Annotated in this window: 14 protein-coding genes; 7 read left to right on the forward strand and 7 right to left on the reverse strand. The window is 39.1% G+C overall.

Features of this window, described 5'->3' with window-relative positions; translation table 11 throughout:
• Positions 1-176: 176 nt before the first annotated feature.
• Positions 177-2354: a catalase/peroxidase HPI gene (gene katG / locus H3302_RS17140; RefSeq protein WP_118844993.1), complete on the forward strand. Its 2178-nt coding sequence runs from the start codon at positions 177-179 to the stop codon at positions 2352-2354.
• A 110-nt stretch (positions 2355-2464) separates the two neighbouring features.
• Here katG and H3302_RS17145 read toward each other — a convergent pair whose 3' ends face one another.
• The 4 genes from H3302_RS17145 to H3302_RS17160 all read right to left on the reverse strand — a co-directional run bounded on the left by H3302_RS17145 (position 2465) and on the right by H3302_RS17160 (position 8734).
• Positions 2465-3472: an alpha/beta fold hydrolase gene (locus H3302_RS17145; RefSeq protein WP_182396675.1), complete on the reverse strand. Its 1008-nt coding sequence runs from the start codon at positions 3470-3472 to the stop codon at positions 2465-2467.
• Positions 3473-3867: 395 nt separating this feature from the next.
• On the reverse strand, positions 3868-5787 hold the full coding sequence (locus H3302_RS17150) for a hypothetical protein (protein WP_182396676.1): 1920 nt from the start codon (positions 5785-5787) through the stop codon (positions 3868-3870).
• Positions 5788-5920: 133 nt separating this feature from the next.
• A complete protein-coding gene (locus H3302_RS17155) occupies positions 5921-7519 on the reverse strand; it encodes an ABC-F family ATPase (RefSeq protein ID WP_074988464.1) in 1599 nt (532 codons plus the stop codon).
• A 444-nt stretch (positions 7520-7963) separates the two neighbouring features.
• A complete protein-coding gene (locus tag H3302_RS17160; protein WP_074988466.1) occupies positions 7964-8734 on the reverse strand; it encodes an EAL domain-containing protein in 771 nt (256 codons plus the stop codon).
• Between the two features lie 452 nt (positions 8735-9186).
• On the opposite strand from H3302_RS17160, the gene H3302_RS17165 reads away from it, so the two are divergent.
• The 3 genes from H3302_RS17165 to H3302_RS17175 all read left to right on the forward strand — a co-directional run bounded on the left by H3302_RS17165 (position 9187) and on the right by H3302_RS17175 (position 12397).
• Positions 9187-9744, forward strand: coding sequence for a TetR/AcrR family transcriptional regulator (locus H3302_RS17165; RefSeq protein WP_074988467.1), 558 nt, complete (start codon positions 9187-9189; stop codon positions 9742-9744).
• A 66-nt stretch (positions 9745-9810) separates the two neighbouring features.
• A complete protein-coding gene (locus H3302_RS17170; RefSeq protein ID WP_182396677.1) occupies positions 9811-10308 on the forward strand; it encodes a DUF417 family protein in 498 nt (165 codons plus the stop codon).
• A 463-nt stretch (positions 10309-10771) separates the two neighbouring features.
• Positions 10772-12397 carry a methyl-accepting chemotaxis protein gene (locus H3302_RS17175; RefSeq protein WP_036972510.1) on the forward strand — a complete coding sequence of 542 codons (1626 nt, stop codon included), beginning with the start codon at positions 10772-10774 and terminating at the stop codon, positions 12395-12397.
• A 75-nt stretch (positions 12398-12472) separates the two neighbouring features.
• Here H3302_RS17175 and H3302_RS17180 read toward each other — a convergent pair whose 3' ends face one another.
• Entirely contained in the window at positions 12473-12880 is a 408-nt protein-coding gene (locus tag H3302_RS17180) for a phosphate ABC transporter substrate-binding protein (RefSeq protein ID WP_065979240.1), read from the reverse strand.
• 12 nt (positions 12881-12892) lie between these two features.
• Positions 12893-14038, reverse strand: a complete 1146-nt coding sequence (locus tag H3302_RS17185) for a porin (RefSeq protein WP_075593398.1) — start codon at positions 14036-14038, stop codon at positions 12893-12895.
• A 387-nt stretch (positions 14039-14425) separates the two neighbouring features.
• Between H3302_RS17185 and H3302_RS17190 the strand changes: the two genes are divergently transcribed.
• From H3302_RS17190 to H3302_RS17200, 3 genes are all read left to right on the forward strand, one after another.
• Positions 14426-15022 (forward strand): bifunctional 2-polyprenyl-6-hydroxyphenol methylase/3-demethylubiquinol 3-O-methyltransferase UbiG, encoded by a 597-nt coding sequence (locus tag H3302_RS17190; RefSeq protein WP_182396678.1) that lies wholly within the window; start codon positions 14426-14428, stop codon positions 15020-15022.
• A gap of 313 nt (positions 15023-15335) precedes the next feature.
• Positions 15336-16424, forward strand: coding sequence for an HNH endonuclease (locus H3302_RS17195; protein ID WP_259369920.1), 1089 nt, complete (start codon positions 15336-15338; stop codon positions 16422-16424).
• 398 nt (positions 16425-16822) lie between these two features.
• Entirely contained in the window at positions 16823-21727 is a 4905-nt protein-coding gene (locus tag H3302_RS17200) for an ATP-binding protein (protein ID WP_182396680.1), read from the forward strand.
• Between the two features lie 23 nt (positions 21728-21750).
• Here the strand turns inward: H3302_RS17200 and H3302_RS17205 are convergent, their stop codons facing one another.
• On the reverse strand, positions 21751-24903 hold the full coding sequence (locus H3302_RS17205) for a DUF3427 domain-containing protein (protein WP_182396681.1): 3153 nt from the start codon (positions 24901-24903) through the stop codon (positions 21751-21753).
• Positions 24904-25215 lie beyond the last annotated feature (312 nt).

The following is a 25215-nucleotide window of genomic DNA, read 5'->3' on the forward strand; positions in this document are numbered from 1 at the left end:
TTTAAAGTCGCGTTTGGGGTCTGGCATTATTTTCATACAACTCCTATAGTTCTAAATAACGGGAACTTCTAACTGATTAGTGATTCATAACTAACAGAAAATCCCTTTTATGGCGAAACTGCATTTAATTGAGATTTAAAATATTTCGTCACATTTTAGCTTATAAGGAGCAAAAAATGAGTAATGGAAAAACGGGTCAATGCCCGGTAATGCATGGTAGTAACACGGTCACCGCTCAATCAAACACAAATTGGTGGCCTAACGCGCTAAACTTCGACATTCTTCATCAACACGACAGCAAAACAAGCCCATACGGCAAAGACTTTAATTATGCCGAAGCATTTAAATCTCTCGACCTTGAAGCTGTAAAAACCGATTTAAAAAACCTCATGACCGAAAGCCAACCGTGGTGGCCAGCTGATTGGGGCCATTATGGTGGCTTAATGATCCGCATGGCATGGCACTCTGCTGGTTCGTATCGTTTAGAAGATGGTCGTGGTGGCGGTGGCACAGGTAACCAACGTTTTGCACCTTTAAATTCATGGCCCGATAACGCCAACCTAGACAAAGCACGCCGCTTACTTTGGCCTATTAAGAAAAAATACGGTAACAAATTATCTTGGGCCGATTTAATGATTCTAGCCGGTAACATGGCGTACGAATCAATGGGCTTAAAAACCTTTGGTTTTGCGGGCGGCCGCGAAGATATTTGGCATCCAGAGAAAGACATCTACTGGGGAGCCGAAAAAGAATGGCTCGCTCCGAGTGATGAACGTTACAGCAATGTAGAAAAACCAAACACCATGGAAAACCCATTGGCTGCGGTACAAATGGGCTTAATTTACGTAAACCCAGAGGGTGTAAACGGTAACCCCGATCCACTTAAAACGGCAGAGCAAGTGCGCGAAACATTCGCTCGTATGGCAATGAACGACGAAGAAACCGCAGCGCTTACCGTCGGTGGTCACACGGTGGGTAAAACGCATGGTAATGGCAGCGAAGCAAATGTAGGCCCAGAGCCAGAAGCCGCTGATGTATATGAACAAGGCTTAGGGTGGAACAACCATACCTCGCGTGGCATTGGCCGCGATACCATGACATCAGGAATCGAAGGCGCATGGACAACGCACCCAACTAAGTGGGATAACGGGTATTGTTATTTGCTACTTAACTACGACTGGGAACTTAAAAAGAGCCCAGCAGGTGCGTGGCAGTGGGAACCTATTAACATTAAAGAAGAAGACAAACCGGTTGATGTTGAAGATCCCTCTATTCGTTTAAACCCAATTATGACCGATGCCGATATGGCGATGAAAATGGACCCAACGTATCGCAAGATCATCGAGCGTTTTAACGACGACTTTGAATACTTCAGCGATGTGTTTGCGCGTGCATGGTTTAAGTTAACGCACCGTGATTTAGGGCCTAAGTCTCGTTATTTAGGGGCCGATGTACCGAATGAAGATCTGATCTGGCAAGATCCGATCCCAGCGGTCGATTACACGCTAACAGACAGCGAAATTAGCGAGCTTAAAACCAAGTTACTGAATTGTGGCGTAAGCCAAGCCGATCTCATTACTACCGCGTGGGATAGTGCCCGCACCTACCGTTGTTCAGATCACCGAGGTGGCGCAAATGGAGCACGTATTCGCCTAGCACCGCAAAAAGATTGGCAAGGCAACGAGCCAAAACGTTTAGCCAACGTACTCAGTGCGCTTGAGTCGGTTCAAGCAGATTTAAGCAAGCCAGTAAGCCTTGCCGATTTAATCGTGCTAGGTGGCAGTGCAGCAATAGAACAAGCAGCAAAAGCTGCAGGGGTCGATGTAACCGTACCATTTGCACCAGGGCGAGGTGATGCAACTGACGACATGACCGACGCCGAGTCGTTCGACGTGCTTGAGCCAATACACGATGGTTTCCGTAACTGGCTTAAAGAAGAGTATGCAGTATCAGCAGAAGAGCTCATGTTAGAGCGCACGCAATTAATGGGCTTAACGGCACCAGAAATGACAGCACTTGTGGGTGGTATGCGTGTACTTGGCACTAATTATGATGGGACTTTGCACGGTGTATTCACCGATAACGTAGGCACACTCAGCACCGACTTTTTCGTAAACCTAACCGACATGGCCTTCACGTGGAAACCAATAGGCAAAGGTTATTACGACATAATTGAGCGCAGCACAGGCGTTACTAAATGGACTGCAACACGGGTTGATTTAGTGTTTGGTTCAAACTCAATCTTACGCGCATACGCCGAGTTTTATGCACAAGACGATAACAAAGCACGTTTTGTACACGACTTTGTCGACGCATGGGTGAAAGTAATGAACGCTGACCGTTTTGATCTTTAATTTAAGTTGATAAATATCAAAAGGCTACAGCATTGCTGTGGCCTTTTTTATAGCAATATTATTAAAGCGTAAGCATCGCTTGCATATCAAAAATACGCACATTATGAGCGTTATTCTTTAAAGGCTAACGCTTTATTCATCGCCTTTTTAAACAGCTCAAAATTTTCAATATGAGGCAAGTGACCAATGTCTTTTAGTTCAATTAAGTGCGCAGTAGGAATGAGATTAGCGGCCGTTTTACCCAGCTCGTCATAGCGACCAAGTTGGTATTCTACACCCGGCTTTTTCCAGTTACGGCCAGGACCTGTTCTATCGCGAGTACCAAGAATTAAAGCAACAGGCATTTTAAATTGGTCGAACTCAGTAATAACCGGCTGAGTAAAAATCATGTCATAGGTTTTAGCATTAACCCATGCCATTAACTCATGATCAGGCCCCTCAATTTGGCCACTCAAAAAGTGCGTAAGTTGCTCATAGTCTTGATTCCATTTCCCGTCATAATAGTTTTGTTTTTGATAGGCAATGATCTTCTCGGGTGTTTTACCAAGCTCAAGATCATAGAAAAAATCAGTGTCTTTGTATTGAACATAGCTAAGGTAGTTTTCAAGCCCAATCGGGTTCAATAAAATAAGTTTTCGCACTTGCTCAGGAAACATTAATGCATAGCGGCTTGCCAGCATTCCACCCATAGAGTGCCCCAAAACAATTGGGCGTTTTATACCTAACGAGGTAATTAATTGATGCGTATTATTGGCAAGGGCAGGGAACGAAAACTGATAATCTTTAGGCTTTGATGACTTACCAAAACCAATTTGATCGGGGATTAAAATACCATAGCCCGCTTCATTTAAATACTTTGCTGTCGATGTCCAGTAATGACCATTAAAGTTTTTACCATGCATAAGCACAACGGTAGGCTTATCACCCTTAGGTTTTAAATACGAGTAAGCCATTTTTAAAGAAGATTGTTGAGAAGACAGGTTAAAAAACTTAACAGGGTAGTCGTACGAGTACGTACTCAACTCAGCGTCGTAACTGAGTTTTTCATTATTTGCTAGCACCGAACTTACGTTAAACAGCGCTACTGCTGAGATTAATATTACGCGTAATAATACCATTATCCTTTCCCACCATTTTTTAAAAAAGTGTCTCCAGCGTATCATCCCTGCTTTAAATTTATAATATAAATGCCACGAAAAAATACCGCGCAATGCAGCCATGAAACTTATCTCGCGCGCTTTTTTACGATTTTATATCGCGTATTCAGCGCTAAGCTTGACTCTCTAAGCTCGCATCTCTAAGCTCGCACCTCGTAGCTCGTAGCTCGTAGCTCGTAGCTCGTAGCTCGTAGCTCGAAACTCGCAGCTCGCACCTCGTAGCTCGAACCTCGCACCTCGTAACCCGTACTTGTAGGCGTGAAATTTATTTCGCGCGCCATCGCGCCATAGTGTGTAACCACATCATGAAACAATTGACGCGCGCAGGTTAAAAACAAAAACCTAAACCAGTTTGCTTATTGCTGACCCATCCAATAACTATGCTGATATACGTTTTCTTTATAAACTTGATCGCTGTAATCATATAAACGTTGCCATATTAAGCGGTCGAAAATGTATTTATCACTGTCTTTATAAAGCATTTTAAAGTTAGTTAATGACAAATAACTGCCAGTTTCATTGGCTAATATTTCGTTTTTACAGCTTACAAACTCATCAGCGTTTGGACACAAAGACATCAATGCAAACGTAATGCTATTGTCGCTTTCGAGTTGCCAGTATGCGTTTGGTGTGAAATAAGCAGCGTCTGTCTCCCCAAAACTAGAGTTGAAATAGTAGCTGCCCTTTCCATCGTCGTTAATAAACCAAAATACTTTATTATTTCCGATGATAAAGTCTTGGCGTAAGTAGCTGAATACCTCTTTGTAATCAGCTAATGTGATATTGGTTTCGTCTATGACTTCTAATAGCTCGTAGGCTAGGCGTGCTTGGCGCTCTTCTTTATTACGTTCAAGCGCATAAAGCATTTTACCTGTGTGCATTGTAAAAAATTGCAATGATGTATCTGAACCATTGCCCGTTAACTTTATGGTTTCGCCATTATTATCTAAGGTGTAATGCCACTTAAATGAATCGTTGTTTTTTGGTGTGTTAAACGTGACGGTCGCTTGGTTAGCAGCCGTTATAGCAAAGTGTGTAGGCACATAGCGTAATGTTAAACCCTCGCCAGTGTCTGCAATCTTATTATCTAAACGGCCTGTATAACGTGTGCCAATTTCAAGGTTGGGTACTGCGGTTGGTGTAATACGGCGAAATGTGCCGATCGATGTTTGCGTTTGCATTGCGGCAACAAGCTCTGCTGACTCAGCTATTTGGCTTGGGGTTATTTCATCGTGATAAGTTAAATTGTGGCTTACTTTTACGACCAAAAAGTCATCAAATTGCGCAATAATTTCTGCATCTATTAAGTTTAAGTCAAATGCAACATTAAACTCGTAGCCATCTTTGTGTAATTGCGACGTGTTATACGTATTAACAAGCGTGTCGCTAGTAATTGTAAGTTGTGTGCCATTAAGCATCGCCGAAAAATCGGCATAAGGTTGGAATAGTGTTTTTCCTGAGGGAGTCGGCACTGAGCTGGCTAACACAAACTCAAAGTAGCTTTCTTCTGCTTCTGTATTCAAATGATTTACAGTGTGAAATGTACTCACACGGGTATCAACATAATAGTGTGAGCGTAATTCAGGCTGTGTTTTATACAATGTAACTACGTCGCCTTTGTCTTCAGATACATTAAAAAACTCAACACGCAGTGCATCATCACGCTTAGCCAAAACATCAATTTCAATCAATGCTTTTTGAGAACAGTCCAAAACACAGTCAATAGCGTGTGTGTTTAACGCTACCACGTCAGGATTTGACCATTTAAAAGCACTTAGCTCACCATTGTGTGATAGAACGCCGCTATCTTTCGAGGCAAAAATGAGTTGAATGCTCGCATCCTTAGTGTGCCAATTACCGATTATATCGTCATCGCTTAACGTTATAGATTGCCATGCTTCGCGATTTTCAGCGACATTCACAATGAGCGTATACTGATTAGTCGCTTTGCCATCCGACACCTCAACCGTAAATGTATGGTTCGCAATATCGAACAAACTGGGTTCAATTTTAAAGGTGACTTGGTTATTTTTGCTAGACAGGTTCAGCCATTCTGGCTTATCAATGATTGTTGCAGTGATTGTATCGTTTTGCTCATCTTTTACATCAACCACTAAGGTTGCAGGCTCAAGTGCTTTTGTATTTATTGTTAATGAGCCAGACAATGTAGGTGCGGTATTTTGTACTACTTTATCATCTGGTTTTTTATCTGTTGATGAGCCGCCACAGGCCGTGAGCGCAAGCGTCAGTGCCGATACGCCAAGGAACTTTTTCATTTACATCCTAAAAATTTATTATGTTTTGTAAGGGAGATGTAAATTACCTAAAGTGGGTAAGTAGGTCAAAGGTATTATGTAACTGAACGTAAACAAAAAGGTGAGCTAAATAGCTCACCTGTATAAAAAGGGGTTATGACTCTTGTTGTGCAACATGATCCATATATTCGTCAAATGTGCCCTGAAAATCGATGATCTGTTTGTCCTTAATATCGATAATGCGGGTTGCCAATGACGAAACAAACTCACGGTCGTGGCTCACAAAAATAAGCGTGCCTTCGTAATCTTTTAACGCATTGTTAAGCGCTTCGATGGCTTCCATATCCATGTGGTTCGTGGGTTCATCCATTACGAGTACATTAATGTCTTGCATCATTAATTTACCAAATAACAAACGGTTTTTCTCACCACCAGAACAGTTGCGCGCCTTTTTGTTGGCATCGTCTGCGGTAAATAACAAACGCCCTAGCATGCCACGCACCATTAAATCGTTATGCTTGGCTGTGCGCCACTGCGACATCCAGTCGAATAGAGTTAAGTCGTTATCAAAGTCTTTAGTGCTGTCTTGTGGGCAGTAACCAACGCTTGCATTTTCTGACCATTTAACAACCCCTTCGTTACTTTGAAGTTCGTTCACTAAGCAGCGTAAAAACGTCGTTTTACCCACGCCGTTTTCACCAATAACAGCCAGTTTTGCACCCGCTTCAAGTAATAAGTCGCCGCCGCTGAATAAGGTTTCGCCGTCAAAGCCATGGCCTAACTTAGTGAGTTCAAGTGCTTGGCGGTACATTTTTTTGCCTTCGTCAAAGTACAATGACGGGCTCATACGGCTTGATGATTTAACTTCATCTAGCTTAATTTTATCCATACGTTTAGCACGCGAACTCGCTTGCTTTGCTTTAGAGGCGTTAGCGCCAAAGCGGTTTACAAAGTCTTGAAGCTCATCGATTTCAGCGCTTTTCTTCGCATTTTCGGCCAGTAATTGTTCGCGTTGAAGGCTAGATGCCTCAATAAACTTTTCGTAGTTACCCGGGTAAATGCGCAGTTCGCCATAATCAATGTCGGCCATGTGCGTACAAACCGAGTTTAAAAAGTGACGGTCGTGCGAAATAATAATCATCGTACACTTACGTTGGTTAAGCTCATTGGCTAACCAGTTAATGGTGTAAATGTCTAAGTTATTGGTTGGCTCATCAAGAAGCAAAATATCAGGATTAGCAAACAGCGCTTGTGCTAATAACACACGCAGTTTCCAACCCGGTGCTACATTGGCCATTAACCCGTAATGAAACGCTTGTTCAATACCTGCTTGAATTAAAATTTCTTCAGCGCGGCTTTCTGCCGTGTAACCATCCATTTCGGCAAAGATACTTTCAAGCTCTGCGACCTTCATGCCGTCTTCTTCGCTCATTTCTGGTAATGAGTAAATGCGGTCACGCTCTTGCTTTACTTTCCAAAGCTCTGTATCGCCCATTATTACCGCATCAACCACTGTGTATTGCTCAAACGCAAATTGGTCTTGGCTTAGCGTACCGACTTTTAAGCCTGGTGTAATCGACACGTTGCCTGAAGAAGGGGTAAGTGCACCACTTAAAATTTTCATAAAGGTTGACTTGCCGCAACCATTTGCGCCAATTAAACCATAGCGGTTACCGTTACCAAACTTGGCTGAAATGTTTTCGAACAACGGCTCTGCGCCAAATTGCATGGTGATATTTGCGGTTGAGATCAACGAATTATTCCTAGAAAAATACTGACAGGGTTATGGTGCAAAACTGCGAAAATAAACAAGCAATAGGGTAAATAATAGGCCGCGGATTATACAGATCCACCCACCGGAAGGCTATTAAATTTATATGAATACTAACGAGGAAAGATTAGAGCTAATAAAACAGACTTTCTTGCCCTATTTGCACCCTACACAGTTTAAACAGTGTAGGCGTGAAATTTATTTCGTGCGAAAAGTTCAATCGGTAGCAATGACTCTACATCGCGTATTTAGTCCGCACCTCGCTGCTCGCACCTCGCACCTAGTACCTCGCACTTCGTACCTCGCACTTCGTAGCTCGCATTTCGTAGCTAGCACTTAGCACTTCGTAACTCGCTCCTCGTATCTCGCATTACGCTTTTAGCAGCTCGCACTTCGCACCTCGTAGCTCGAATTTCGCAGCTTATGCTAATTCAACAAACTAAAATCGACCTCGGGTAGGCATTCAAATCCTGGGCGAGCAAATAAATACCCTTGCATTAAACTGACGCCAGCACTGCGCAGCCATTGGTATTCTTCAATACATTCAATGCCCTCGGCAAGAGGCGTTATATTAAGCTCTTCGAACATTGCAATACAGTGGCTAACAATTGTTTGGCGTGCTTTATCAAGGTGAATATCGCGAACTAACTCCATATCAAGCTTAATAATATTACTTTGGAAATCGGCCAATAAATTTAACCCTGAGTAACCAGAGCCAAAATCGTCGGTCGCAGTAATAAATCCAAGTGATTGATAATACTCAATAACGCGTTTTATATGAGCGGTGTCTTCGACTTGTTCAACTTCGGTAAACTCGAACATTATTTGCTTAACAGGAAAGTTGTATTTTTGGGCGGCTGCTAGCGTCGTTTTAATACAACGCTCAGGTTGATAAATCGCATTAGGTAAAAAGTTAATACTTAAAATAGACGGTAACGCTAGCTTTGCAGCAAGAGAAATGGCTTTAACACGGCACAGTTGATCAAATGTGTAACGGTTATCGTCATTAACCTGAGAAATAACAGAATAAGCCGACTCATTATTAGGGCCTCTCACTAAGGCTTCGTAACCAAAAATATTCTTTGCGGAGCAGTCAATAATAGGTTGAAAAGCCATGGTGAAGTCAAAGCCTAGTTCTAAGTTGTCTTCACACTGTTTACAGCTTACTTGCTGGCAATTAGTTTGGTTAGTGCGCATTTTTTACCTATTTATTAAGTACTCTCTTATATAATAGTGCTAGTAAATTCGTAAATGTGCAATGTTCTCGTCTGTATTGTTTTACATAGGTTGTTGTAATCTTTTAGTTCTGTGTGGTGCTGCTCGCTTAAGTACATTGCTACAAGCCTTTAACTAGCAGAACACACTGACAATAAAAAACTGACAAAAGAACAATTGATAATAAAGCTGTTGATAACAGATCAATCGATTAAAAAATGTTTCTCACAGTGAACCTTTAACAGTGCACTTAAAACGCAATGCAGCTTAAAAAGTCGTTTTTAAAAACAGCTTACTCGCTGTGCTCATGCCAGAAAATAACGCGGCTTTTAGCCTTAAACGCACCGTATTTTTTATGCTCAGGCATGATTTATTTTACGCATTGATTAAAAAATAACTTGCAAGCCTACCTACTGGTAGGTAATATCCCCAACATGAACACGACATATACAAACATACTGCAACACGCCGATGCGCTTATTCAAAGCAATGGTTTCCATGGTTTTAGCTATGCAGACCTTGCAAAAGAGCTCGATATTCGCAAAGCGAGTATCCATCATCATTTTGCAACCAAAGCCGATTTGGGCATTGCGTTTTGTCAGTTAAAATGCGAGCAGCTAAAGCAGCTAGAATCACACTTAAAAACGCTGCCATCAGCCAAAGCACGTTTACAAGGTTATTTTGCTGTGTTTCAAAGTTGTGCGAACGATGGGCAAATGTGTGGTATTTACGCCATGCAAACCGACTTGCGACTCATGGCCGAACCGCTGCAAAAGCAGGTATTAAAAATGGCTGATCTTGAGCTAAATATACTCAGTGATATTTTGCAAGTCGGACTTGATAACGGTGAGTTTAATTTTAAACCGACTGCTTATCAGCAAGCGGTCATTATATGTTGCGCAATAAAAGGCGCACTTATGCTAAACCGAAGTGAGCATCATGCTGGTTTGTTTAATCAAACGTGTGATGCATGGATTGAGATGCTGGCCTAGTTCAGCACTCAAAAAATTTTACCTAGCAAACCTACCTACTAGTAGGTTAAATAAAGGAGAGCTGTCATGGCTTTTACGAATACACAATTAACAACGTTTAACGCCCTTGGTGAAAAGCTAGAAAAAGCAGGTGTGCCGTTTATCTACATTACACTCGGTATCATCTATATTTGGTTTGGTGGTATTAAGTTTTCTGCGGGGCAGGCTGAGGGCATGTACGGCATGATAGCTAATAACCCACTGGTTTCCTGGATGTATGCCCTTTTCTCAAAGCAAAGCCTAGTAAACTTTTTAGGCTCACTTGAAGTTATCATCGGCTTATTATTTTTCGCACGCTTTATTAACCCCGCTTTATCGGTGCTTGGTGGGCTGTTATCCATGGCGTTATTTACAGTAACCATTAGCATGATGGTGTTTTTATCAGGTATTACGAGCGATGCCGGTTTTCCTGTATTGAGCTTTGTGGGTGAGTTTTTATTAAAAGATATAGGGTTGTTTGCAGCGTCGTTGTTTGTTGCTGGTAACAGCTTAAAAGCGTTAGTTGCAAAGCAAAACGCCCAGTAATGCCCGTGTAACATAAAGGTCCGAAAGGGCCTTTTTTCGTTTCAACGTGATTATTATGCTAGTTAGTTGCTTAACACGTAAGGTGTGCAGCGAATAAACAGCCAGCAAACATACTTTACAAGCCTTAAGTTAAGGCTGGGGTATACAGTAGGGGCATGCCTTATAAACATGGCCTAGAATTGTCGCCCTAAATGTAACCTTTCCCCCAAAATTAACACCGGTTTTCTGTTCGAAATAATCTGCTAACTTAGCGAAAATAAATGAATTACATCTAAAAATACTGACACCAAAAAGCGTGTCAATTTAGATAACTGCTATACTAGAAAAATCACACAAGTTAAGCCTATATCATGATGATACTACACTTTATTTATACGAATAAAGTCTGAAAATTGAAATATAATTAATACTTTAGGGAAAACAGGCGATAATACTAGGTAACAAGACAGCAAAGGTGGATTCAATGTCTGCAGGTATTTCATTTAAAAATCTAAGTATTACAAAAAAAATTCATGCCATAACATGCATTGCAGTCATTGCATTTGTCATTATTGTGCTAACCAACTATATCGCGATGAGCGATAATAGAGGCTCACTTGATGAGCTAGAAAAGTCGTCTTATCAAGTCGTTAAACTCACCTCGGCAAATGTGGCCTTACTCGAAAAGCTCGATGAGCTATACACACAAGCGGTCACCTTTGGCGAGTCAGACTTAGTCGATAGCGCAGCACAAACGTACAAAGTAATTAACGAAAACCTGCAAAATATTATTGCTATCAATAACAGCTATGTGAACGCAGAAACAAAAGAAAAACTACAGCAATACGCAAAAACCTCTTCTGCTATTGCCAGCTCCATGATCGACGGTACAGCCGACTTTAGTAAAATTCAGCAGCAGGCACAGCAAAAAACAAAGCTATATGAAGCCGTACTCACCGGCTTTAAAGGGGCTCAGGCGCGCGCTGATGACCGCTTTTTTGAATTAGTACAAGCCACTAAAGCGCGTTCTGACAACGCATTGCATTTAATGCTCGTTGTGTCGATTATATCGTTAGTTTTATTGGTGATTACCTCAATTTGGATTGCCCGTGGTATTGGCTCGTCTGCAAGTGCGGCTGCCGACAACTTACGCTTACTTGCAGATGGCAAAGGCTCTTTAAGCACGCAGCTGGCTGTGCATGCTAAAGACGAAATTGGTCATGTATCCATTAACTTTAATGCCTTTATAAAGCTATTAAAGGCCGCAGTACTTGAAGTAATTGCAGTGTGCGAGCCGCTAATGGAAAACTCAACCCGATTAGTACAAGGTATGGAACGCGCCGAAAAAGCCACAACCAAACAAACGACCGATGCAGAAATAGTGAAGCAATCAATGGAAGAAATGCGCCAAAGCGTGGCCGACATCTCTCATTCTGCTGCAAGTGCATCTGAAGCAGCGCAAACAGCAGAGCGCGAAGTAGAGCAAAGCCGCACGCAAATTCAGCGCTCAGTGATAGAGTCACGCACCTTAAGCGACGAAATAAACCAAGCCGCTTCAACAATCAACCAATTGGCAAGCGACACTAAAAACGTAACGCAAATTTTGAACGTGATCACTTCAATTGCAGAGCAAACCAACTTATTAGCGCTGAATGCTGCAATTGAAGCCGCGCGCGCCGGTGAGCAAGGTCGAGGCTTTGCCGTGGTAGCCGACGAAGTAAGAGAACTGGCTTCACGTACATCGCAATCGACAAATGAAATCAGAGAGCTGCTTTCAACACTTACCACCGCAGCCAGTGAATCGGTAAATGCAATGAACTCAGCGCGCGACATGGCAATGAACAACGCCGAAGCTGCAGAGAATACAGGCCTATCGATTGAGAAAATCTCTGAGCAAATTTTAGAAATTAACGGCATGAACTCGCAAATTGCCGCCGCAACCGAAGAGCAAACCTCTGTTGCCAGCATGGTTGTAGAAAATGTGTCTAACATGCACATGTCGTTCGAAGAGACCATGGACTCGCTTTCGGCAGTACGCGATGTTGCTAAAAACTTACATTACCTGTCTGACTCACTGTTAGACGCCACAGCAAAATTTAAAGTTGAATAAGCTAAGAACGACACGCTAAAATTAAAAAAGCCACTTCATATTGAAGTGGCTTTTTACTACGTAAACAAATACCGATTAAAACGTCGCAATAACTTTTACTTTGTCGGTCACTTTCGCAGCATCAATATAGCCAATCGCATCGTTATTAGAGGCAACAAAGTCAATAACGGCTTGATCATTCGCCAGCTTTTCAGGAGGCGTGCCCTTACCGGTAAAAACCAGCTTAGACCAATACGCATTAAGCTGGCTGCTCGACTTACCTACCACCTTGTCGTTAAACTCATCGCTCACGCTGTTACCATCTTGGTTTACAGGGTTTACTTTAGTGCCATCGTCGAACGACTTTGCTTTACCAAGGTAGATCTTTTTAATGGTGCCTTCATCAATTGCATTGCCATTGGCCGGATTAACAATCACGGCAACGTCTGCAAAAGCGGTGCTCGATAAAAGCGTTACCGCTGTAGCTAATAGTAATTTTTTCATTATGAACTCCAATTAAAAAACTAAATCAACAGCAACAGCAACGACATCAGTTTCTGTATCAGTGATGTCATCTTTAAAGCGACTAAAGTCAACTTTTAAAGCGGCAGACGGGTGGAAGTCATAACGAGTACCAATGGTGTAAACGTTACTTTTTGCTTTAACGCCCTCTAATACCTGGTTAATACCCGCGTTTAATGGCGGTACAGCAGGTAACGCGTTATAGCGATTACTATCGTGTTTGTCGTCGTTGTTTTCGTAAGTTAAGTGAACGGTCCACTCATTCATTCGATAACCAACCGACGTGTAATATTGTGTTTGTTTAGCCAGCGCACTGTTTTCTACTTCAAACTCAGTGTACTCAGCGTCAAATAAAATGTTGTTGTAATCAATCGAAAAACCAATCGCAAAGAACGAGCCATCATCTTCATTTGCAGCAATATCATTGGCTTGATCAACAAAGCCTGCACCACGTAATGCTTGCTCTAAGCCATTAAGTGCAATACCTGCGTCGGTATCATTTGCAATATCAATGGTTGTTTCGGCAACAAAGTAAGCAGCGCGAGCGCTAAACCAGTCGTAGGCTAGAGTCCAGTTAATACCCGCAATGTCGTTTAACTCAGTGTCGCCATTAACAGATACAACCGCAATATCACCATCGAAACTGCCGTAAATAACTTGCAAGGTAGAGTCCCAATCGCCTAATTGGGTATTGTGCAATAAGCTTAAACCCTCATAGGTCGAAAACGGTAAGTTATACACTGATTGCGGTGGACGAACCCAGCGGTACGTGTAACCCACATCTAAAAAGTCTGAGTAGCGGTAAAACGGCGCACGCATTTTACCTGCGCTTAGTTGCAGCTCATCGGTAAACTCATAGGTTAAATAAGCCCACTCAAACTCAGCGTCAAAGTCGTTATCGCCACGGGCAACAATTTGTGCTGTCGCACTTAATTTCTCTTGTAAATCAGCTGAAAGCTGCAAAGCAAACATGCTCTCATTCTTAAAAGAGATATCGTTATCGTAGCCGTATAAAGTTGTGTCGTCGTCGAGAGTTTTACCCCCCACAATTGAAGCAAAGCCATTTATGCGAACTTCTGCAAGCGTGTTTGCAGACACGAAAGCAGCACATAGCGCCAATGCGATAGGAAGTTTTTTCATTGTGTATCCCTAGTATTTGGTATTAAGAATGTTGATTTCATTTAACATTATAGTCGTATGTTTAGAAATGGGCGACAAAAGCCCTATTAAATTGTGACTTTTGCAACAAATAACCTGTTATATATCAAACATAACGCGTGCAATGGCGCAGCTTTTACCTGCTAAAGTGTTAAATTAGTCGTGAGGTAGGCAGGGGGAATACTTCGCGTGTTTAAATTAATTAACACTTTTGGGGCGATTAGCAGTAAAAATGCAACGACGGTTTCATGCCGTGCTTTATTTAACTAGTTTGGCCAATTTAAACTTTCTTCATTCATTTTATTTACCGATATCTCGCTTTAATGCTATTTTTAACCTAAGCACTACTGCCACGATAAAGGACGTAAAATGGCAACCAAAACAATCGATTACTACAACCAAAACGCACAAGCATTTGTTGATGCCACGCTCGATGTAGATTTAACTCAGCTTTACGATGAGTTTTTACCGCTGCTGCCAAAAAATGGCACCGTGTTAGATGCTGGGTGTGGCTCTGGCCGCGACGCCTTTATTTTTAAAGAGCGCGGCTTTAACGTTGATGCGTTTGATATAAGCCCCGAAATAGCCAAGCTAGCCTCAGAATACTTAAATCAAGAGGTGGCAGTAAGCAGCTTTCAAGACCTAAAAGACGTTGAAAAATACGACGGTATTTGGTGCTGCGCAAGTTTAATTCATGTCTCAAAAAACGACTTAACCGACGCCTTTAATAACCTAGCCCGCGCACTTAAACCTCAAGGTATTGTGTATGTATCGTTTAAATACGGCGACGGTGAGCGTGAACACAACGGTCGCGAATTTACCGACCTAAACGAAGTTGGCCTCGAAAGCATTATTAAAAACACCAATCTGTTTATTTTAAAGTCGTGGCAAAGCGCCGACCAGCGCCCAGAGCGCGCCTCAGAAACATGGCTAAACGCCATTTTGCATAGACGAACGCCAAAGTAAGTCTTTAATCTTATAAATTACAAAACGACAGTGCGGCATACCTCGTTATGCCGCATTTTTAAACGAATCCCTCACATGTTAATTTAGAGCAACCACTTTATTCATCGATAAACCCTATATTTATCATGGTCATTCGTGCTAGATTGTTTTTAAACTTAATAGCAGCTTAACGGCTCGTTATTTAGTATTAATAAATAACCATGGAGCGGTTTACTAATTTTAAGCCGCAGTAACAGGATTTAGCTTATGCGCTTAAAAGAAGCCCTCAGCGTTTTATCAAAGTCTTCATTAAAGGCATAGTTTGGATATGGCTATGCAGCAACAGCTCGACTTTATCGCTTATATTCAACGCATGCTGGTGGAAGGGGACTTTAGTGCCACTTACAAGTTTGCCTTGTTGCATGCGCTTGCTGATATCAGCATTGAAAAACAGCAAATAGATCCGAATGCGCAATTACCAATAACGTTTGACGAATTAGTCGAAAAGTTTATTGCGTTGTATTGGCATCAAGCATCTCCTTTTGGTGCCATTGGTAATAATAGAGACCAGCTGCTTTTACAAAATACCAACTCCAAAAAACAAGCCAAAATCATCACCACACTGCACGATGCAAAATTAAATAACATTAATTCAGTTAGCCAATTAAAAAAGTGCAGTGATTGGAAAAACATACGCAGAACAACGTTACAAACCATTAAAGATGGACCGTTATGGTTATTACAAAAGCTAAATGGCAAGGAAGAGTGTTTCTTATATCCTCATGTTAAAGGGCAGCAATACATTACCTTAAATGCAGGTATTGCCAGTTGTTTTAGACGTTTTTACGACTTAGTTGTGTACTTAGCTAAAAATGCATGGCTACAAAAAATTCAAAGTATTAAATACAACCAAGCGCTAATCGGCCCACAAAGCCAACTTCATGACTTTTTATTTGGCTTTGATCGCAATGCACTCAATAAAGCAAAACCTGTATTAATAGAACTACAACGCGGTCACTGCTTTTATTGTCAAAAGGCATTAAACAGCAAAACCGAGGTTGATCACTTTATTCCGTTTACGCGTTACGCCAACGATTTAGGCCACAACTTTGTGGCAGCTCATAGTAAATGCAATAACAGCAAACGCGACTTTTTAGCTGCGCAAGAGCACCGTGAGCGCTGGCAAGAACAAAATCTCGTTATATATAACCAGCATATAACTCGTGAGTTGAGCGATTATTTTAATTGTGATGCCGAAAAATCACGCTCAGTGAGCGACTGGGCGTATCAGGTTGCACAGGCAAACAGCGCCAAATTGTGGGTAGGCATAAATAGTTTTGAGTTTGCAGAAAGTGCTGTTTATCAACAGCAAAATAATGAGCTTGGTTTAGTGGCGGAAGATAAGCCAAGTTATAACGTGTAGATAGTGAAGTTTAACGTACAGACCTAGAGTTTGCGTGCAGGATTTTTAAGGGATTAAAAACCTCTATTTGAGGTTTTATCGCGTTGGCGATGGCAACCAAAGAGAGGCTGCCGCCGACCTCTCTCTGGACTCTCTCGGCGCACCCGAGGATCAAACTTGATCTTCAACTTACGTTAATGATGTGAACGTAATCAGCGTAGATAGGCCATCCATGGCCAAGCTACGCTTTGTACAGCATCCATGCTGTAAATTACTCATCATTAACTTAGTTTCAGGTGTGATCACGGGGAATTGGAGTGTACTGGTAGATTGGTGTTTATGATAGCGCGAGTAACATCACGCATGACTTGTGATTTAATAAAAGCATTAACTATTCAATATAAAATTATGGAACCATTATGGATGATATAGAGTTAGACTTACCTTACAAACATAGTAATTTTTATTTTCCAAAGCCGGAGATCAATATTAATCGCGAGTACGCTATTAGTGATTGCATGTACAAGATTAATAAGGGAGATAGAAATATTTTTATTACTGGGGAACCAGGTATAGGTAAAACAGTTTTTTTAACTCAACTTACCGAGCAGTTAGATAACAACGTAATAACTTTATTCCTAAATCCAATAAGTGGTTTTTCTTGTGACGAAGAAATTATAAAACAAGATATATCGGAACAGTTATCTTGGATGATCTACAATAGAGGGTTAGATGATAGAATGTCAAGTGGTCGAGATATGTATTCTAAACTATGCTCTTCACTTGCTAGACATTGCGATGCTCAGAAATTAAAAACTGTTTTTATAATTGATGGTCTTGATAATCTTGAAAGTATAGATTCTGTAAAATCAATATTAAACATAATGCCTTTTCATTTGAAGTGTTTGACTTTTATTATATCAACAAATCAGCAGTTTATTTATGAAAAGTTCATTAAAGCAAAGTCCCCTATTGACTACTTTCCAATTCCGCTCATGAACAAGCAAGAGTGTGAACTTCTTTTTTCAAATGTTGAGAGAGAAGATGTAAATAAAATAGTTTCTGCATACCCTTGTATACCGGAAAAGTTAATTTCAATAAAAAGACTTATTGATAAAGGTTTCACAGTTCATGATATTTTAGAAGAGTATGGTGAACATAATGAAACAATATTAGAGGCTGAATTTAGGCTAAATAAAGATTTAATTTATGAAAATAAAGATCTGTTATCTTTCCTGATATATAACCCTTTAAAAATAAGGTGTGAAGATTTTTTAAATGTTTTTGACTTGGATTTAGATTATATAGAAAAAACCTTGCAAAAAATATCTTTTATTAAATTTGAGGGGGATTTTTTAGAGATCGCAAATCCAGCTTTAAAATCTTACCTTAAGTTAGAGTTGTCAAATAATCGAGCTTTAGTTCAGCCAATTATAGATGACTATATTGAAAATAAAAAAATAAACTCTGAAAATATTTTTTCAATTTTGAAATATAAACAAGAGGTTGAAGATTTCGATGGTGTTGTAGAAGGGTTGAGTAACGAGTCAATACTTGATGTATACAAAGAAAGTAATAGTTTGAATACATTATCTAAAGCAATAAAAATAGGTATGAATTCCACAGCGGATGATAGGTACTTAGTCGATAGGATAAAGTTTACTCAACTTCACTCTCTATTCAAAGGGGTATCAGAAATAGCTGTTTTAAAAAGTGAAATTGAATGTTATTTAAAAGAGGAAGACTATAGTTCAGCTATCAACTTAGCTAACGAAATCACTCTTATTGAAGATAAAATTCAAATACTAGCAATGATAGCTACATCGCAAAAATCTACAAACATGATCGTAAATGAGGATGTTTTATTACAAATAGAATATTTATATTCAAATCTTAATATTGAGCATTTGGATGCTGAGACGTCAATGGATATATCGGTCTCTATTTTTCCAATATTTCCAGAGTTATCTTTCAAAATTATTTCTTATATAGATAAAGTTGGTAGGAGTGGAGGAAATAAATCCGATTATGCTTATGCAAGGTTATATTTTGAGGCTGTTTTAAAAAATAAGGATGAACTTGATTCAATTGACCTTGAGGGTTTTAATATTGACGATAAATTTAAAGACTCGCTCAGAAAGATTAAAGATTTTAAAGCAGGTTCTAGTGTTGAAAGCTTTTTTCAAGAAATAGAAAGTCTAGAAATTAGCAATGGTGATAAAATAGGATTGATTACAGAAGGGTTAAAAGCATTTCCAGATTACAAAGGTGCACAATATTTATTAAGTCATTGCCTTGATTTGATAACTGAATCAGCTGATTTTGCATCTACTTGTACACAGTATAAGGATTTAACTACTTCTTTTATAAAAGGTTTTGATGATGATTATTCAATGAAAAATTATAATCAAATATTAAATCAACTACCTCGCTTAGAAAAAACAGGTCCTACTGTTGATTATGTTGCATTGTGTTTAAATGTTGCAGTTTTTGAGACTAAAAACCTAAATAAGACAGATAGGCATAAAGAAACTTTAAATTATGTCAGAAATAAAATACCTGACCTTTTAGTTACTCTAAGATCTATAATGGTTATTCAATCAGCGTGGCACGATAGTGATTTCAAAGTATACTGGGGAGCAATGATTGAATACAAAAACTCTATATTTGATGAGGTTCTAATTGAGTCAGCACAACACTTTACACTTTTAAAGGAAGTTATCGCAGAAGAAGCAAAGGTTAGTCTTAATCAAGCCATAAACTGGTGTGCTCAATTGAATACTGAAGCAAGAAAGAATGAAGCTATTTGTTATGCAGTAATGAGTTATGTATTTAATAATAAAAATTTTGATATAGATAACGTAGTAAGTGTCATAAAAAAAATATCAAGTGATTATGAATATACAAGAGCTTCTCGAGTTATAGCTAGTAGGTTTCATGTTCTTGATTCTATAAATAAATCCGATTTTAATAAGTTAAGAAAACTAAAAAATAGAATCACAAATAATAATGATAAATCTCAATTTATAGCTCATTTATTATGTCTAGTAAATCAAATGGAAGGTGAAAATCAACAAGTTAGAAATAATTTAATTGAAGAGTTAAAGGAATCATTTAGTTACATTGATGCAGATTGGAATAAAGTTAATGCAGGATTTAGCTTAGCAAACATTTTACTAAAAAGTGAGAGTGAACTAGCAACGTATTTGAGGGAAGAAATTAAAGAAATAAGGAATAACTCTACGATTGATGTAATTGAAATAAAGACTTCTTACAGTCGCTGTATTGAATTAGCAATTAGAGTTAATAACTCATTGTTAAAACAAGATTTTTATGAGGATAATGTAGCGAAAATTATCAGTCGAATTAATATTCTTAGCGGTAATATAGAAAAATCAAGGCTATTTTCAAAGCTAATTTCATCTTTGCAAAATAACTCTCATGAAGGGCAAGCAAACTCTGTTATAGAAAAACACATTTTAAAATTATTAGATAGTTATGGAACATCAACAGTAAAAGAGTACTCACTAGTTTTCTTTTCGTTATCTCCCGTTATTTACAAATATGACAAAGATATTTTCTTTAATTGTTTAAGTAAAGTTACTGACGAAAATCTGAAGAATGAGGCTATTAGTATAACTATTTCAAATATATTTGAAAAAACGATGGTTTTTGATCCTTTTTATCATACAGATAAGCATCAATATAAGCTTTCTTATCTCGAAGTTAAAAATATATTTTCACTATTGAGTAAAATTAGTTCAGATTGGTTGGTTTTTAATAATCTTCGTCGCCTTACGTTGTGTTTAAAATCACTATGCAAAGGAGATAATTTCACTGCTACACAAAAATTAGAGATTGAAGGATTTTATGATTCTATAATTGAGTTAATGCCAATGGACGGTGGTATCAAGCATGATGGTTATAAATTATGTATAGAAGCTTTGAAGTTAAGTTATCAAAACTTGAAAAGTACTACTTTATGGGAAGGGTTACTTGAAAAAGCACGTAGAATTAATAATTTAGCTGATTCTATATATACAGAAAGTTGCATATTAGAATTAGCAACTAATTTGAAACCAACGACAAGAAAAAGCTTATTAGTTGATTTGATTGAAAAGACTAACTTAGTAAATATATCTATAGAAAGGATAGATCTAATTGAAACAATTTATTCATCTTGTAAAGATATTTGTAGAAGTACTGTAAAACGGGCTCTGAAAGATGCTTTATTTTTAACGACAAGTGAAAAAACCTACGAACTCCAAAAGAAAATGAGAGGATTAATAGATTCATTCTTCGAAATTGACCCAAAGCTGTCGACTACACTGACATCGCTAACAGACGGTGATCCTCATCGTTCTAAATTAATTTCTGAAAATATAGAATTTAAAAAGAAGCAAGAAAAGTTGACGGAGAGTTTCTCTGATTTCGGTTCAAAAAAGCTTGAGTTAGTAGATCAGGATGAATTCTCAAAATATTGCAATGACCAATTAGCTAAATTGAATTCAAATAAAGCAGTTCGAAGAAAGACTCCACAGTTATTGGACTTTATGAGAAATATAGATAATCTTGATGCAGATAATTTACATGTAGTTTTAAGTTTTTTTGTTCAAGCATATGCGGATAACTTCAAACAAAAAAATATATTGTACTCTAATTTACAACCTATTTTCGATAGCTTCATCTCCAACTCTTCTATGTTTTGTGAGGTATATAAAATAAAAACAGCATTTAATGATAGTCAAGTTGAAACTGATGATTCTGTTGTACTGGATATCGGTGATGAAGAGTATAAAAAGGCTGTAGATTTCATTAAATTGTGGGTTGAAAATAGCAAGTTAGATGAAATATTTATCTCGGAACCATATTTTAGTCTTCAGGATTTAAATTTTATAGTCGATAGTCTAGATTGGGATTTCTCATCGGATATAAAAATAATTACTAGCCTTTCAGTATATGAAAAGCTAATAAAGGAGATGAAGGATAATGGTGGTTTTGATGATTTGGATGATTATATTGAAAGTTATTGGTTGGACAATATTTGTCCAGATAAAAACCCTAGAATTGAGTTTTTTTTCGCAGGTACAAAAATAAATAAAGAGCCATTAATTCATGATCGTTGGTGGTTAAATGGTAAAGGAGTTGGTGGTATTAAACTAGGAACTTCTATTAATGGTATAGGTAAGAAATACAGTGGTATAAATATCTTGAACTCTGACGATGCAGCCAATGTTTTTAGTAAAATTAATAATATAGCAAGTAAAGTAATAAAAGATTTTAAAGGTGAAAAAGTAGTATATAAGACTGCTATGGTTAATTAGTTTGTAGTGGTTTTTTGTTAAAATCACCCAACAGCCAATTTTCCTGCCTCATGCCACATTTCGTTTGGCATGGGGCTTACTAATTCCCATGTTATATTCATTGGCTGGCTGCCGCTGTGGCTTTGATATTTAACCTCGCCATAGTTTACAAATCCCATGGTTCGGCCGTTTTCATCTTTGCTTTGTTCACGCACAAACAGCAAGATGGTTTTGCCTGTTTGTTGGTGCTGAATGTAGCTTAGGCCGCGGCCGTGTTCTGGTCGGGCGCTGTTTTGCGTTTGCCAATGAAACAAGGTTGGGCTGATTGCATAGTCGTGATACAGCGTTGTTGGTGAGTAGGTTTTTTCGCACTTATTGAGCGTGACGAATAGTAGCTCTAAATTTTGTTCTTTGAACTCTAATACACCTTCGCGAGCGGTCGATTTTTTATCAAACGTATGCGCGCCGAACGCCGCTAATATTTGTTGGCGAGTGTAGCGGCTGTGCAATTTTATTGCATGGTTTGGTAGGCACGCTAAGCCACTTTCTTGTTGATGAATACGATTTATTAAAAGCGCAATCACTTCTGATAACTCTTGTTGTAATAACGGGTCTTTTAGTGCTTGTAAGCTTTGCTTAAGGGATTTAAACCCTAGACTTGTGCCAGTGTTATCCCAAAAATTGTAATGTGCCATGAGTGCATACTGTTGATTTTTAGGTGTTACCTCAATGCTGAAGTCGCTGTTACATAAATCGCGTAAAAAGCACAAATAGCTCAATGAATCACAGCTAAGTAATTGCGTATTTATAGCTCTGTAATAGGCACTATATATATCAACTTGATCTGCTGGAATATCTTCGTCTTTTAACCAATGCCAACCGCCATGCCTTGTATCTTTCGGTTTATAAATATCTTCTAGTGTGACTTGTGGGTTTATACGTAAAAAGTTACTTAGCGTTAGCTCGTCGCTTGTATGATGAGAATAACTGTTTATAAGCTGTTGCAAACGGCGTTTGCTGTTTGTTGCTTGTTGTATATTACGTAGAATAGTTTTTTGCGTGCGTTCTTGTAGCTCTATACGACAGCCCAGCGGCAAGTGCGGAAAATTATTTTCTATTTCGGTTTTTATTGGCTGGTTACTTTTTCCAATGAGTGCGCGAAACTTATTGGCAAAGTCATATTCGGGGCGAGCGTTACCAACAAAGTCGAGTACAGTACAACATTGCTTTTGACTGTTGTCGGGTAAACGTAGACCACGACCTAACTGCTGTAAAAATAGCGTTAGGCTCTCGGTTGGACGCAAAAATAGCAGTGTATCTACTTCTGGAATATCGACCCCTTCGTTAAAAATATCAACGACGCAGAGTATGTGTATTTCACCCCGTCTAAGCGCCTGCTGTTTGTGTTTTCGTTCACTAGTATTTTTACTGGTAAGTACGTCTGCACTTATACCTGCAAGGTTAAACTTACTGGCCATAAACTCAGCATGATCTTGGCTTACACAAAATGCTAATGCCTTAATAGCGTTAATATTTGTAACGATATCGTTGAGACTCGATATGATTTTATTCGCGCGGTTATTCTCGCCTGTATATAGCTTACTAAGCTCACTAATATCGTAACGACCGCCTCGCCACGTTACCGTGCTTAAATCTGTATCGTCATCAAGGCCAAAGTATTGGAACGGGCATAAATGGCGCTGATTTATGGCTTCTGGTAAGCGGATCTCTGCGGCAATAACACCACAGAAATCTTCTAATATATTTGCCCCATCTTGCCTTTCAGGTGTGGCCGTTAACCCTAATAAAATGTTTGGCTTGAAGTAATTAAGAATGCCACGGTAACTGTTAGCACTTACGTGATGCACTTCATCAATAACAATATAATCATAAAAATCAGCACTCAATTTTATGTTGTCGATTTGGTTGTTAAGGGTTTGAATTGAGGCAAATAATTGGTTGTATCTTTGAGGTTTGTAGTTGCCAACCCAAAGCTCGCCAAAATCATTATTTTTTAGCACTCCACGATATGCGCTTTGTGCTTGAGTGAGGATTTCTTCTCGGTGAGCAACAAATAAAAAGTTGGCATTTGGTTTTTTGTCGTACACGGTTTTAAAATCAAATGCAGATATGATTGTTTTACCTGTGCCTGTTGCTGCCACTACTAAGTTTTTAAAGCGATTGTGAACGCTTCGTTCAACACTTAGTTTTTCTAAAATAGCTAATTGATGAGTTTTAGGGGTTATATCAAAATAGAACTGGTTACTTGCTTGTCCTTTACCACGCTGTTCATTCAGTGAGTTTATTAGCTTTTCTTTACATTCAACTTTACCACTAAACAGTTCAAAGTCTGGTGATTGCCAGTAGGTTTCAAAGGTGCTTTTGGTTTTAGCGATAATATGCGGAATTTCTTGCGCTGTAATTTTTAAATTCCATTCAAGGCCGCTGGTGAGTGCCGAATGCGATAAGTTAGACGAACCAATATAGCCAGTATGAAAACCGGTGTTACGCATAAATAAGTAAGATTTTGCGTGTAAACGTTCTTGCTGATTGTTATAGCTTAGTTTTACTTCAGTGTTTGGTAGGCTTGCCAAAAATTCAACCGCTTTAGCATCTGTTGCCCCCATGTAAGAGGTGGTGATAACTTTTAGCTTGTTACCACTTTTGGTAAAGGCTTCAAGTTCATTTTTAAATATTCTTAACCCTGTCCACTTTATAAATGAAACTAACCAGTAAATAGTGTCGGCCGATTTTATCTCACGCTTTAATTCTGTTTCGAGCGATATACCCGCATTCGCGCCACTAAATAATTCGCTTTGGGTAAGCCCTGTTAATGGAAATATATCTTTGGCGTAGTCTTTGAGGTTTGCTGCAATTGGGTTTTCAGTATTGAATAGTGCAGTGAGGATTCTGCCTTGGCTATCTACTAGGTTTTCACTTATTAGCTCATCATCTCGAATATGATCTTTAAGCCAAAAAACTAAGTTATTTGCTAGATTGATTTGCTCTTGTAAGCGATTATTTGAACTAGGTATAGCATCAATCGCGTGAGCAATTAACTTACCTAAAAATCGAGACAGCCAAGTGGCAGCTTCTGCTGATTCAAGTTGGCGTTCTCCGACATAAAACTGTTCACGATCTAGGTGTTGCTCGATTACTTGCGTAATCAGTTGCTCGTAAATACCAACCTGTTCCATAACGACTCCCTGTTTTCGAACAGTCAGTTTACTAAAATAGATAATGAAAACAAATAATAACTCATTGGTAATTTGAAGGCTTTAGTTACGGTTACACCCCGTGTTCACACCCGAAATTGAATTAATTATGAGTAATTAACAGCATGGATGCTGTAGAAAGCGTAGCTTGGCCATGGATGGCCTATCTACGCTGGTTACGTTCATTTAATTAATTCAAATTGAGGAAACAGTGTGAACCTCGGGGCGCCGAGAGATTCCAAAGAGAAGTCGGCGGTTACTTCTCTTTGGTTGCCGTCGCCAACGCGACAGAAT

The organism is Pseudoalteromonas sp. MT33b (assembly GCF_014117385.1).
GTDB classification, from domain to species: Bacteria; Pseudomonadota; Gammaproteobacteria; order Enterobacterales; family Alteromonadaceae; genus Pseudoalteromonas; species Pseudoalteromonas lipolytica.